The sequence below is a fragment of the Acidobacteriaceae bacterium genome (assembly GCA_035944135.1).
GTDB lineage: Bacteria > Acidobacteriota > Terriglobia > Terriglobales > Acidobacteriaceae > Granulicella.
Window position 1 is genome coordinate 539168 of record DASZBM010000002.1, and the last position, 12352, is coordinate 551519.

The 12352-nt window shown below is 60.9% G+C and carries 15 protein-coding genes; 7 read left to right on the top strand and 8 right to left on the bottom strand.

All coding sequences use genetic code 11. The annotated features are described in order from the left end of the window. Positions 1-159: 159 nt before the first annotated feature. The 8 genes from rplS to VGU25_04955 form a co-directional block, all read right to left on the bottom strand. On the bottom strand, positions 160-510 hold the full coding sequence (gene rplS, locus VGU25_04920; protein ID HEV2576532.1) for a 50S ribosomal protein L19: 351 nt from the start codon (positions 508-510) through the stop codon (positions 160-162). A 102-nt stretch (positions 511-612) separates the two neighbouring features. Beyond that, positions 613-1455 carry a hypothetical protein gene (locus tag VGU25_04925; protein HEV2576533.1) on the bottom strand — a complete coding sequence of 281 codons (843 nt, stop codon included), beginning with the start codon at positions 1453-1455 and terminating at the stop codon, positions 613-615. 118 nt (positions 1456-1573) lie between these two features. Then, positions 1574-2035 (bottom strand): hypothetical protein, encoded by a 462-nt coding sequence (locus VGU25_04930; protein ID HEV2576534.1) that lies wholly within the window; start codon positions 2033-2035, stop codon positions 1574-1576. Positions 2036-2086: 51 nt separating this feature from the next. Then, positions 2087-2905 carry a tRNA (guanosine(37)-N1)-methyltransferase TrmD gene (trmD, locus tag VGU25_04935; GenBank protein HEV2576535.1) on the bottom strand — a complete coding sequence of 273 codons (819 nt, stop codon included), beginning with the start codon at positions 2903-2905 and terminating at the stop codon, positions 2087-2089. Between the two features lie 46 nt (positions 2906-2951). After that, on the bottom strand, positions 2952-3602 hold the full coding sequence (locus VGU25_04940) for a 16S rRNA processing protein RimM (protein HEV2576536.1): 651 nt from the start codon (positions 3600-3602) through the stop codon (positions 2952-2954). A gap of 38 nt (positions 3603-3640) precedes the next feature. Continuing rightward, the gene (locus tag VGU25_04945) at positions 3641-3946 is read right to left on the bottom strand and encodes a KH domain-containing protein (protein HEV2576537.1); all 306 of its coding nucleotides are present in this window, start codon (positions 3944-3946) and stop codon (positions 3641-3643) included. Between the two features lie 273 nt (positions 3947-4219). Further along, positions 4220-4471: a 30S ribosomal protein S16 gene (gene rpsP / locus VGU25_04950; GenBank protein HEV2576538.1), complete on the bottom strand. Its 252-nt coding sequence runs from the start codon at positions 4469-4471 to the stop codon at positions 4220-4222. Positions 4472-4621: 150 nt separating this feature from the next. Further along, positions 4622-5551: an alpha/beta hydrolase-fold protein gene (locus VGU25_04955; protein ID HEV2576539.1), complete on the bottom strand. Its 930-nt coding sequence runs from the start codon at positions 5549-5551 to the stop codon at positions 4622-4624. A gap of 105 nt (positions 5552-5656) precedes the next feature. On the opposite strand from VGU25_04955, the gene VGU25_04960 reads away from it, so the two are divergent. The 7 genes from VGU25_04960 to VGU25_04990 all read left to right on the top strand — a co-directional run bounded on the left by VGU25_04960 (position 5657) and on the right by VGU25_04990 (position 12325). Then, positions 5657-6373 (top strand): alpha/beta hydrolase-fold protein, encoded by a 717-nt coding sequence (locus VGU25_04960; GenBank protein ID HEV2576540.1) that lies wholly within the window; start codon positions 5657-5659, stop codon positions 6371-6373. 50 nt (positions 6374-6423) lie between these two features. Beyond that, positions 6424-7608: a hypothetical protein gene (locus tag VGU25_04965; GenBank protein HEV2576541.1), complete on the top strand. Its 1185-nt coding sequence runs from the start codon at positions 6424-6426 to the stop codon at positions 7606-7608. Between the two features lie 44 nt (positions 7609-7652). Then, positions 7653-8756: a carboxylate-amine ligase gene (locus VGU25_04970; GenBank protein ID HEV2576542.1), complete on the top strand. Its 1104-nt coding sequence runs from the start codon at positions 7653-7655 to the stop codon at positions 8754-8756. A gap of 55 nt (positions 8757-8811) precedes the next feature. Next, complete coding sequence (locus tag VGU25_04975; GenBank protein ID HEV2576543.1) at positions 8812-9858, top strand: aminopeptidase; 1047 nt, start codon at positions 8812-8814, stop codon at positions 9856-9858. Positions 9859-9904: 46 nt separating this feature from the next. Next, positions 9905-11143, top strand: coding sequence for a hypothetical protein (locus VGU25_04980; protein HEV2576544.1), 1239 nt, complete (start codon positions 9905-9907; stop codon positions 11141-11143). Positions 11144-11226: 83 nt separating this feature from the next. Further along, the gene (locus VGU25_04985; protein HEV2576545.1) at positions 11227-11562 is read left to right on the top strand and encodes a PilZ domain-containing protein; all 336 of its coding nucleotides are present in this window, start codon (positions 11227-11229) and stop codon (positions 11560-11562) included. Further along, complete coding sequence (locus VGU25_04990) at positions 11552-12325, top strand: response regulator transcription factor (GenBank protein HEV2576546.1); 774 nt, start codon at positions 11552-11554, stop codon at positions 12323-12325. Before VGU25_04985 ends, VGU25_04990 begins: the two co-directional genes overlap by 11 nt. Positions 12326-12352: the final 27 nt, after the last annotated feature.

Genomic DNA, 12352 nt, shown 5'->3' on the forward strand with positions numbered 1-12352 from the left:
GACAGTTCGTCACGCCAAGGACGGTTTGCCTAAGGTCTCGGGTAGGACCCTGAGCAGCTTCGCGCACCAGGGCAGGGTCCGCTGCCTCATAGTGCAAACGAAAGGAGCCGCCATTCGCTGGCGGCTCTTTGTGTTTGCAATTGTGTACAGGATGACGTCTTAGGCAGTCCGTTCAACCTCGCGGAGACGGGCAGCCTTGCCACGCAGACCGCGGAGGTAGAAGAGCTTGGAGCGGCGCACCTGGTAGGAGCGGATCTTCTCGACCTTGTCGACGACTTTGGAGTTGTAGGGGAAGATGCGCTCGACGCCCTGGCCGAAGCTCATCTTGCGAACGGTGAAGCTCCCCTGGGGACCCTTGCGGCAGGCGATGACCATGCCTTCGAACGCCTGAAGACGCTCTTTTTCGCCTTCCTTGATGCGTACCTGGACGCGAACCTGGTCGCCGGGGCCGAAGTCAGGGAGATCTGTGCGCTGGAGCTTGTCGGCCAGCTTCTGCATAATCGGATGGATTGCCATTGATGCTTTCCTTGCTTGAAGTCGCAGGATTCAGTGTACCACGGTTTTGTCAGGGTTTAGGGCAGGACGTGCACAGGATACGGTGCAGCGGGGATGCTACCGGACGGCGGCGGGAAGCTCGAAGTCCACGCCGGTTTCGCGGTTCGCCTTGATGGTTGCGGGAATATCGAGATCACTGAGCGCGACCTCGCGGCGGCGATTGTTGTCTAGAATCGTCAGCGTGGAGCGAGTGGCCAGATAGTTCTGGATCTGCTCGGGTGGGCGGCCGTCCTTGAAGACGAGCGTAACGGTGTCCGATGAGCCCGGAACGTACTGCATCTGCGGCGCGGGAGCAGGCTGCGGTGCGTAGCCAGGCGCGTAGGGATAGATGTAAGGGCTCACTGGCCCTGGCTGGGGATAGGCGTAGCTGGAATCGGGCTCGGGAGCAGGCTGCGGATAAGTGTAATCGGGCTGAGCTTGGTAGCTGTAGTCCGGTTGCGAGTAGGCGTAGCTGTAATCGGGCTCAAGCGGCTGCGGGTTATTGAAGTAGCTGTCGTCCCAGTCGTCGTACAAGCCGCCGTAGGAAAGATAGATCACACCGGGATAGAGGGCGCCGTAGTAGGGATGCGGATATCCGCGGAAGGTGAAGTTGCGCCCCGCCGTGAGGTTGCCGTGGTGGTAAAACGTCGGACGGACGGCGGGGGCAGCGACGGGATAACGAACGCCTGGTGTCGCGACGCGTGGTGCATAAACCCGTGGAGCATAAGCCATGGGCGGGCGTGTCATTGGACCGCTGGAATAACCAAATGACGGGCGCGGAGCAAAACTGCTGTGAAAGGCCGGTGCGGATCGGGCGGCCGGGGCGCTGCGGCCGGAGAAGCTGGCGTGTCCGCCGCCGCGTTGCGCAGCAACTGGGAGCGCGACTGCAAATGCAAGCGCTGCTGCTGCCAGGCCCCTCATGCGAGGAATTGTACTCCTGAAATAACGGAAGTGATGAGTTCGCGGGAAGCAGCTGCGATGAACAGAACACGGCGCCAGCGGCGGAATGTGGCCGCCGCCGGCGCGATCTGGAGTGGGATTAGCGGGGTCGACCGCCGCCCTGGTGACCGCCACCTCCACCGGGAGCTCCACGGCCGGAGAAGCCCGGCTGGCGTTCGTTGGTGGGGGCATGATTTGCGTTGCCGACGTTGCCGCGGCCATCGCGAGCTTCATTGGGCTGGAAGTGGTTGAACGGCTCTGCTCCGCGGGACGGCATGGGGCCGTGGTATCCGTGACGAGGATCGTAGCGGTTATCCACGTGACCGTAGAAGCCGTGCGGGCCATGGAACCATGGTCCGGCGCCGATGAAAACGCCACCGAGAAACCAGTCCGGGCCGTAGTAGCCGTAAGGCGCGCAGTCGTAGGGTGGGTAATCGAAATAGCCATAAGGGCAGATGGGTGGAGCGCCAATGCCGACGACAACCTGCGCAGTGGACGGGCGAGCACAGAGAAGCAGTGCTGCCGCCACAACTGAGAAGGCCAAACTTTTCCAGTGAGACATGGATCCTCCTTTGTAGTTCGCAAAGAGCATATAGGAGAGACGAGTTTAACTTCAGGGGAGCTTCACATCGAGGCTGGCCAGATATTCGCGATCGTCGTCGGAGAGGTTTGCGTCGGCGAGTAGATCGGGCCGGTTCGCGAAGGTCTTGGCGAGTGCGGCCTGGCGGCGCCAGCGGCGGATGGCGGAGTGGTCACCGCTGGAGAGGATTTCGGGAACGGCGACGCCGCGGAAGTCGGCCGGCCGCGTGTAGTGCGGATAGTCGAGCAGCCCCCCGGCGCCGTGGGTGGAGCGGGGAACGCCGTCGGGTGTTTTGTTTTCGGCGGGGGAATCGTCGCCGAGACCGAAGCTTTCGTAGACGGTGGAGTCTTCGTGACCGAGGACGCCAGGGAGCAGCCGGACGGTGGCGTCGATGATGACTGCCGCGCCAAGCTCGCCGCCGGAGAGGACGAAGTCTCCGATGGATAGCTCTTCGTCGCAGAGCAGCTCGGAGACGCGCTCGTCGACGCCTTCATAGCGGCCGCAAATCAGGACGATGCGCTCGAGCGTGGCGAGGCGGCGAGCGGTGGTTTGGGTGAAGCGTTTGCCCTGCGCCGAGAGCAGGATCACGGACTCGCGGGCGGTGTCGCGTGCGGGTTTCGGCGTAACGGCAAGGGATTCGGCGCATTCGAAGATGGGCTGGGGCTTGAGGACCATGCCCTCACCGCCGCCGAAGGGGCGGTCGTCCACGGTGCGATGGCGGTCGTGGGTCCAGTTGCGGAGGTCGTGGGTGTGGACCGAAGCGAGGCCGGAGCGGAGCGCGCGCTCGAGGATGCCGTAGCGGAGTGTGCTTTCGAAGAAGCCGGGGAAGAGCGTGATCAGGTCGAAGCGCATGCGTGCGTAGCTTCGAGTCTAGACGCAGGGGCGGTCGCCGGAGTGTTCAGTCGCCGGAGTCAACCAGACCCGGTGGGAGGTGCATGACCACGCGCCTCTGCTCCAGGTCGACGGAATCGAGCCAAGCCTTGATGAATGGAATCAGTGCAGGTTCCGCGTGACCGAGGGTATCGGAAGACGACTCTGTGGAATTACCTCGGGCATCCTCAGCCCCCGTTACTTCAAGGAGCGGGGCGGCGTCCGAAAGCCGTGTCCGGCCGTCCGGGGCCATGGGGTATTCGACGCCGGTGATCTCGCCTATAAGCGTGCTGCCGTCGAAGAGCTGGCAGCCGAGAAGGTCGCGAACGAACCACGTATCTGGATCGAGCGGAGGGAGGTCGGCGGAGGGCACGAGAAGCTCGCGGCCGGCCAGGAGCTCAGCGGCGGAGATGCTGTCAATGCCGGCCAGTTTGAGCACGATGCGGCCGGCGTTTCGCCCGGTCGGCGACCACTGCGATTCGATGGTGGTGTCGATCGCAGGAGCCGGGCCGGCAGCAGCGATAGAGACGGAGCGGCCGGGCTCGAACAGTCCGGGCAGGTCGCTGAGCGGTTCGGCGAGCAGCTCTCCGCGACGCCCCTGCGGGCGAAGCAAGCGCGCGGCCGGAGTCCAGCTGGCAGCGCTGGCCTGCGATGCAGGCGAGGGCACGTTCTCTGTCAAAGGGGAACCTTCGCTGGGTGTGCTGTGGTTGCGCCGAGCTACTCGTTCTCGTCGTTGTCGGCAGGACGGTCGTCGGCTTCGACGATGTCCAGCGCAAAGCGCCTTCTGTGCTTCATGCTGGCGGCGCCGAGGATGGTCCTGAGAGAGCGGGCGGTTCGGCCCTGCTTTCCGATGACCTTGCCCACATCAGCGGGCGCAACCTCAAGCCGGAGCACAGCTGTGTCCTGTTCGACGATCGCTTCAACCTTAACGGCTGCGGGGTCATCGACCAGGGCCTGGGCGATCTCAGTAACGAGAGTGCGTATCTCGGAAACCGGATCTGAAGATTCAAAATTGTCTGTCACCACTCCACCTCAAAGCTCGCACAGGTGTCCTCATCGCCAGAGCCTTCTTCTTTCCGTGGAAGAGGTCCCGGAGGGGAATGCGACTACGACGAAATGCGACCAGGCAGCAAGAAATTCTATTTAGACTAAGGGCCCGGATGAGCCAGAATCCGATACTCCATAGACGAGCGGCTTCAGAGGAAGTCTACGATATGCCAAAGGGGACCAACCGAAGTCTTTGGGTTGTACTTCGGTAATATAACCGATTACAACCGGATTCCCGATGTGGATTACTTAGGCGGCTGTCGTCTCAGCGGCCGGCTGATGCTTTGCCAGCAGCTTGCCAACGGTCTCGGACAGTTGCGCTCCCTTGGCGGTCCAATACTCGATGCGATCGCGCTTCAGGTTTACGCTCGCCGGATTCGTGCGCGGATTGTAGGTGCCCACCACCTCGATGGAACGGCCGTTGCGGGCGCGGTCCTTCTCGATAACAACGACGCGGTAGTGCGGCTGCTTGCGGGCGCCAACGCGCGCCAGACGAATCATCAACACTGGAAAGGTCCTCTCAAAAAAAACTCTCAAGAAAATGGTTCAGGAGCCGCGCTGCTGGCCGTGGAGATAGGTCGACACGGTGTACGGGCGCAAAGAGTCCGAACACCTAAGTATCGCGAATTTTTGAAGATTGCGCAAATCGCTTCAGTCGCGCCGCGCCGGGAAAAGGAACTGCAGCACGCGATCGAATCGCCGGGCCCAGGCGTCCTCATTGTGAATGCCGTTCGGTACGTGCTCGTAGTGGAGGTCCGGGTCGTGGGCGCCGGGCCTGTCTCGCCAGCCGCGGTCGAGCAGGCGCCGGTAGAGAAGATCGGTATCGCGGACGTGGCGAGGGCCTTCGGCGGTACCCATATCCAGCCAGATGCGCAGGTCAGGACGGACACGGCCCGTGGAGACCGTTCGCAGGATCGCGCGATTGTCCCACCAGATGCTGGGCGAGATGACGGCCAGTTTGGAGAAGACCTCGGGGTAGGTGAAGCCGAGATAGAGGGAGATGAGGCCGCCGAGCGAAGATCCGCCGAGCCCGGTATGCGCTGCGTCGGGCAGCGTGCGAAAGGCGGTGTCGATGCAGGGCTTCAGTTCTTCGACGATCAGCCGGCCGTAGCGATCACCGTCGCCTCCGCGATGCTGGATGTCCGGAGTGGGTGTGTATTCCGCCATGCGGCGAATGCCGGTGTTATTGATGCCGACGAGGATCAGCGGCTCGATGAGGCCTTCGCGGGTGAGGCGGTCAGCCGTGGTGTGGGCCTTCCATGTGCAGTCGGCGAGGTAGGATGTGCGGCCATCAAAAAGATTTTGGCCGTCGTGAAGATAAAACACGGGAAATCTGCGTGTGGGGTCGTTCGTGTAGGCTTCCGGCAGGTAGACTTCGATGTCGCGGTCGTCCGGCAGGAAGCGCGAGTGAAACTGCTTGAGAACGAGGTAACGCGGATTGTTATCGAGCTCGTGTGAGGGACTGAGGGCGTTGTCGGCGCGAGGAGCGGGTTTGAGGGGCGCGAAGCCTGCAGAGGCTGCCCGCGATTCCGCATCAGATGGGAAGAGGTTGCGCGAGGCTGAAGGAGATTCAAGGGTCAAATCGATGCGGCGGTCCTTCTCCGAAAGTGCGATCAGGGATGGGGTCGTAAATGCGTCCTCAGGGTATCAAAATCGGAGCCAGTTCTCGGAGTTAATGCCCGCACGATGAGGCGCGATTATCACAAGTGGTACTCCTCGGATCTTGAACGCGACATGGAGATGCTGGTCTTCGGCCACGACGGCCTGCCGGCGATCGTGTATCCGACCTCGCAGGGACGCTTCTACGAGTTTGAAGATCGCGGCATGGTGGCGGCGGTCGCGGGCCAGCTTGAGCGCGGCGAGCTGCAGCTGTTCTGCGTGGATTCGCTTGACGCCGAGAGCTGGTACAACCGCAACGTTGGGCCTCGATGGCGCATTGCGCGACAGGTCCAGTACGACAAGTACATCGTCCAGGAGGTGGTGCCGTTTGTGCGCAGCCAGAACCGGCAGCCGCACCTGGTCGGCGTGGGATGCAGCTTCGGCGGATTTCATGCGGTGAACACAGCGTTGCGGCATCCGGATGTGTTTACGGGCTGTCTGTCGATGAGCGGCGCGTTCGACCTGAAGAGCCTGGGGTTTCTGGGCAGCTATTACGACGACGATGTGTACTTCAATCTGCCGCTGGACTATCTGCCGAATCTGAACGACCCCGCGTATCTGGACCAGATGCGCCGACACACGTATGTGCTGGCGACAGGAGTGCACGATCAGTGCTGGAATGACAATGAGAGGCTGGCGGCGGCGATGCGCGCAAAGGGCATTCCGGTGCGGCTGGATGTGTGGGGCGATAACGCGCGGCATGATTGGCCATGGTGGCAGAGGATGGTTCAGGTGTATCTGTGAAGAACAGAGGGCAGGCAGTAGAGGGTAGAGAGTAGAGGAGGACGGGAACGGTGAAGAAGATTGGCGTGCTGTTTGGGATGGAGAATACGTTTCCGGGAGCGCTGGTGGAGCGCATCAACTCGATGGAGCTTGACGACATCCGCGCGGAGTTCGTGCAGGTGGGTGGTGTGAAGGAAGCCGACCCGAGCGGGTATGCGGTGATCGTCGACCGCATCTCGCACGATATGCCGTTCTATCGCGCGTACCTGAAGAACGCGGCGTTGACCGGAACGCAGATCATCAACAATCCGTTCTGGTGGTCGGCGGACGATAAGTTTTTTAACTACTCGCTGGCGAAGATGCTCGGAGTGGCCGTGCCGAGGACAGTGCTGCTGCCGCACAAGCTGTTTCCGCCGGAGATCAATGTGCAGTCGGTGCGCAATCTTGAGTTTCCGCTCAACTGGGAGGCGATCTTCGACTACGTAAAGTTTCCCGCGTTCCTGAAGCCGCATGACGGTGGCGGATGGCGCGATGTGCACCACGTGCACAATCCGGATGAGTTCTTCCGCGCGTATGACTCGACGCGCGACCTCTGCATGACGCTGCAGGCCGCGGTGAACTTCAACGAGTACTTCCGCTGTTATGTGGTGGGGCAGAAAGACGTGCACATCATGCCCTACGATCCGCGCCGTCCGCACCATGAGCGTTACGTGCTCGACCCGCCGGAGTATCCGAAGGAGTTGCTGGCGCGTGTGGAGAAGGATGCGCGAACGCTGTGCCAGGCGCTGGGGTATGACCTGAACACGGTCGAGTTTGCGGTTGAGGATGGCGTGCCGTACGCCATCGATTTCATGAATCCTGCACCGGACGCCGATGTGCACTCGGTCGGCCAGAAGAACTTTGACTGGATCGTGGACAAGGTCGCGAACCTCGCGGTCGAGAAGGCGAAGCTTGCCGGTGCGCCACCGAAGGAGTTGAAGTGGTCGAGCTTTTTGGGCGGATGGGAGACGGGCGGAAAGAAAGCCGCCGCGAAGAAAACGCCGGGATCGACGACGCGGGCCGCGATTGCAAAGAACGCAAGTGAAAAGCGTGAGGTGAAGACAATGGCAAAAAAGGTGAAGGGTGCAGAGGCGAAGAGCCAGGAGCGGGATGAGCCGGATATGGTGAAGGCGCATGCCGAAAATCTGAAGGCGGCCAATGTGAAGGGCGCACAGATCGAGACGAGGCGGGCCCAGCTGCCGCCCAACAAGCGGTAAGAGATGCGACTGCATGTGGCAAGTTGAAGGGTCGAGGAGACAGGATGCGGCCAACGTTTTCGCTGGGAATTGAGGAGGAGTACCAGACAATCGATCCGGAGACACGCGATCTGCGGTCGCACATCAAGACCGAGATGCTGTCGAAGGGGAAGCTGCGTCTTGAGGAGCGCGTCAAGGCCGAGATGCATCAGTCGGTCATTGAGGTCGGCACGCGAGTTTGCCGGAACATCGAAGAGGCGCGCGAGGACCTGTACGACCTGCGGCGCAACATGATTCACCTTGCCGAAGAGAACGGCCTCATGCTCGTCGCCGGTGCGACTCATCCGTTCGCCGACTGGCGCGCGCAGGAGATCTATCCGGACCCGCGGTATGACAAGGTCGTCGAAGATCTGCAGCTTGTCGCGCGCGCGAACCTCATCTTCGGCCTGCACGTGCATGTCGGGATCGAGGACCGCGAGGCGGCAATACGAATCATGAATTCGCTGCGGTATTTTTTGCCGCATATTTTGGCGCTGAGCACGAATTCGCCGTTCTGGCTGGGAATGGAGACCGGCTACAAGAGCTATCGGGCGAAGGTCTTCGAGAACTTCCCGCGCACGAATCTTCCCGACAGCTTCGGCAGCTACTCTGAGTTTGAGAACTATGTAAACCTGCTGATCAAAACCAACTGCATCGACAACGCGAAGAAGATCTGGTGGGATGTGCGCCCGCATCCGTTCTTCAACACCGTGGAGGTTCGCGTCTGCGATATTCCGATGCGCGCCGAGGAGACGGTCGCGATTGCCGCGCTCATCCAGGCGACGGCGGCAAAGCTCTGCCGGCTCCACGAGCGTAATCAGGACTACAGGCAGTACTCACGCGCGCTACTGATGGAGAACAAGTTTCGCGCGGTGCGGTACGGGCTGGAGGGCAAGCTGATTGACTTCGGAAAAGAGGAAGAGGTTCCGGAGTGCGACCTGATATTGGAGTATCTGGAGTTTATCGATGATGTTGTGGATGAGCTGGAATCCAGGCCGGCGATCGAGCATATTCGCGAGATGATTCGCGATGGATCCGGCGCGGACCGGCAGTTGCGCGTCTATAGAGAGACGGGCGATTTGAAGAAGGTCGTTGATTACATGGCGGAAGAGACCCGAGCGGGACTTTAAGGCAAGTGGTTAGTCGTTAGTAAAAACGTTCAGGAGCGAATGGAATTTGGAAATTGTGAAGACAACTGCCACGGATTTGCGGACCGTGACTTTTCCCGAGGAGTTTCGCGCGGGTGCGCGCAACGCAGCGACAACGTGTCTCAGGATTCAACCGAGCGAGAAGGTCACGCTCATCACCGATGAGGCCACGCGCGAGATTGCGGCGTCGATTGCCGTTGAGCTGGATGCGATCGGCTGCCGGTGGAACGCGTTCGTGCTGGAGGAGCTCGCCGAACGGCCGCTGAAGGAGATGCCGAAGGCGGTGCTCGACGACATGGAGAGCTCTGCGGTGTCGATCTTCGCCGTGCTGGTGCAGCCGAACGAACTGCGCAGCCGAATGCAGATGACGGACGTGGTGAACCGCCGCAGGATGCGGCACGCGCACATGGTGAACATCACGCCGGAGGTGATGGTGCAGGGCATGCGCGCGGACTTCAACGCGGTCGATCGGCTCAGCCAGAAGGTGCTTGAGAAGGTGAGGGCAGCGAAGTACGTGCGGGCTACAAGTGGCGCCGGGACGAACATCTTTGCTGAATTAGAGCCGAACTACAAGTGGTTCAAGACGTCCGGAATCATCAGCCCCGAGAAGTGGGGCAATCTGCCCGGCGGCGAGTGCTTCACAGCGCCCGGCGAGGTGAACGGCGTGTTTGTCGTCGATGGTGTGGTCGGTGATTTTCTGTGCGCGCGTTTCGGCATCCTGCGCAAAACACCGCTGACGATTCACGTGGGCCACAACCGCATCACGAGCGTGGAATGCACGAACAAGGAGCTCGAGCAGGCGTTCTGGGAGTACACGCACACCGACGAGAACTCGGACCGTGTGGGAGAGTTTGCGATCGGCACGAACATTGGCGTCTCGCGCGTGATTGGGAACATCCTGCAGGATGAAAAATTCCCAGGCATTCACATCGCGTTCGGCGATCCGTATGGAGCGCACACCGGCGCGCCGTGGAAATCGACGACTCACATCGATGTTGTGGGACTCGAGTTCAATATCTGGCTGGGCGATGGGACGAATGAAGAGCAGATTATGAGCGCGGGAAAGTTTCTCCTAGAGGCCTAGGGAAGCGAGTCAGCGGGTCAGCGAGTCAGCAAGTCAGGGAAAGTAGATGCTCGAGCCGTATCGCACTGCATTCAATGAGCAGTTCACGTTGGGCAAGTATGCGCAACTGCTGCGGCTGCTCAATGAGCGCACGCGCACCGAGGTGGACTTTCGCGTCGCCGAAACGCCGTGCTTCTTTGCGCCGGAGTTGATGGAGAAGCTGGTGCGCACCGGCGAGGAGCTGACTGCCGAACTGCTCGGCGACGAACAGTACATGCGCGATTCGGATCGAGCGATTCCAGCGGAGTATCGCGTTCCCGGCGAGAACGCGCACCCGCACTTCATGACCGTCGACTTCGGCCTGGCGCGGAGTGCGGCCGGAGAGCTCGAACCAAAGCTCGTCGAGATGCAGGCGTTTCCGTCGGTCTTCGGATACCAGGCCGTGCTCTCGCGGGCCTACAAGGAGGTGTACGAACTCGATGAAGGGCTGCACTATCTGCTTGGCGGAATGGACGAAGCGGCGTACTGGTCGGTGCTGCGCGAGGTGATCGTCGGCCAGCGCGACCCGGAGAATGTGGTTCTGCTGGAGATTGAGCCGGAGAGGCAGAAGACGCTGCCGGACTTTCGCGTGCATGAGGAGCGGCTCGGCATTCGCACCGTCGATATCGCGACGGTAGTGAAGGAGGGGAAGCGGCTGTTCTACAAACCGGATGGCGAGCGCCGCGCGAATCGGGCGCTGGTGCCGATTGAGCGGATTTATAACCGCGCGATCGTGGACGAACTGGTCAGGAAGGGAATCAAGCTGCCGTTCGACTACCGCGAGGAGTTGGACGTCGAATGGGCGGGCCACCCGAACTGGTACTTCCGGATTAGCAAGTTCTCGATTCCATATCTGAAGCACCCGGCTGTTCCGGCGGCGGTGTTCCTGGACGACTGGTTTGCCGGGAAGGGCCGCGAGCGGCTGCCCCGCGACCGCAGCCAATGGATTTTGAAGCCGCTTTATTCATTTGCGGGCAAGGGGATACAGTTCGCACCCAGCGACGACGATCTGGCCGCCATTCCTGACGGAGAACGACATAATTATCTGCTTCAGGAGCGGGTGCAGTTTGAGCCGGTAATCTGCACCCCGGAGGGGATGACACAGGCGGAGATCCGGATCCTGTATGCATGGCCGGACGGGGGTAAGATGACGCCGCTGATCAGCCTGGTACGCATGGGGCGCGGGCTGATGATGGGGGTCGACCATAACCGGGACCGGACATGGGTCGGGGGTTCCGCGGGCCTGATCCCAAAAACAGCACCTTAGTAATGGTTCTACCGGGGTACAGCCGGGGTACAATCGTGCCACAATCGGTGCTGCCAAAAGACTGACCCGTAAGAGGAACTTATATGACGCTGAGTACCCCCGCGAGTGATCCGGTTCGTGCAGCGGTGCGTTTTCCGCTGCGGCTCGATCTGACGCTCACGTCAGAGGACCGCGAGTATCATGCCGTGACGGAGGACGTCTCTTCGGCGGGGCTGCTTTTTGTCAGTGACGAGGTACCTCCATTGGACAGCACGGTGCGTTTTCAGATAAAAATGCCGGCTGCCATTATGGGCGGGACAGAGGATGTTTTGCTGGACTGTGTTGGACGAATCGTTCGACATGACTTTTCCGCGGGCCGCAGCCGCGCCGCGGCTGTAATTGATAAGTACTCCCTAAGGGCTGAACGCCATGACCACTGATGGACCTAAAAACACAGTAACCAAAGCTCCTGAGAATGGAGCCGCGAATCCAGGGCCGGGAATCCGGGTAATCCTGGCGGACTCCCAGGCGATTTACCGCGTCGGAATGCGCAAGGTGTTTGCGCTGGAGGACGACATACGTGTCGTCGCGCAGGCGGAGACGCTGGAGAATCTGTACGCAGCGCTGCAGCGCTTCCCGACCGATGTTGTGTTGCTCGAAGGGCAGCTCATCGCGGGCACCGTCGACGCGATTCCGCAGTTTGTGCGCCGCGCGCCAAACGCGAAGCTGATCGTGCAGGTATCTGAAAGCGACGAGAGCAACACCGTCGAACTGTATCGCCGCGGTGTGCGCGGCGTTGTTCCGCGGTCGATCTCGCCGGACCTTCTGGTGAAGTGTGTGCGCAAGATCGCCGCAGGCGAGACCTGGATCGATAATCAGTCGATCTCGTGGGTCATCGATGCGTACCGCGCGCAGGCAGCGTCGCTGACCAATCCGCGGACACAGCCAAGGCTCTCTGACAAGGAACTCGCAATCATTGCCTGCATTACACGTGGCATGAGGAACAAGGAGATCGCGTACCAGATTGGGACGACCGAGCAGGTGGTGAAGAACTATCTGCGCAAGGTCTACGACAAGCTGGGCGTGAGTGATCGCCTGGAACTGGCGCTCTACTGCCTACACCACCAGATCCTGAAACAGGAGACGGCGGCGGCGGAGATGGCGTACGTGGATCCCGGCGTTCCACTGCGTGCGAAGCTCTAGACTGTTTGTCTGAACTTCAGTCTGAGG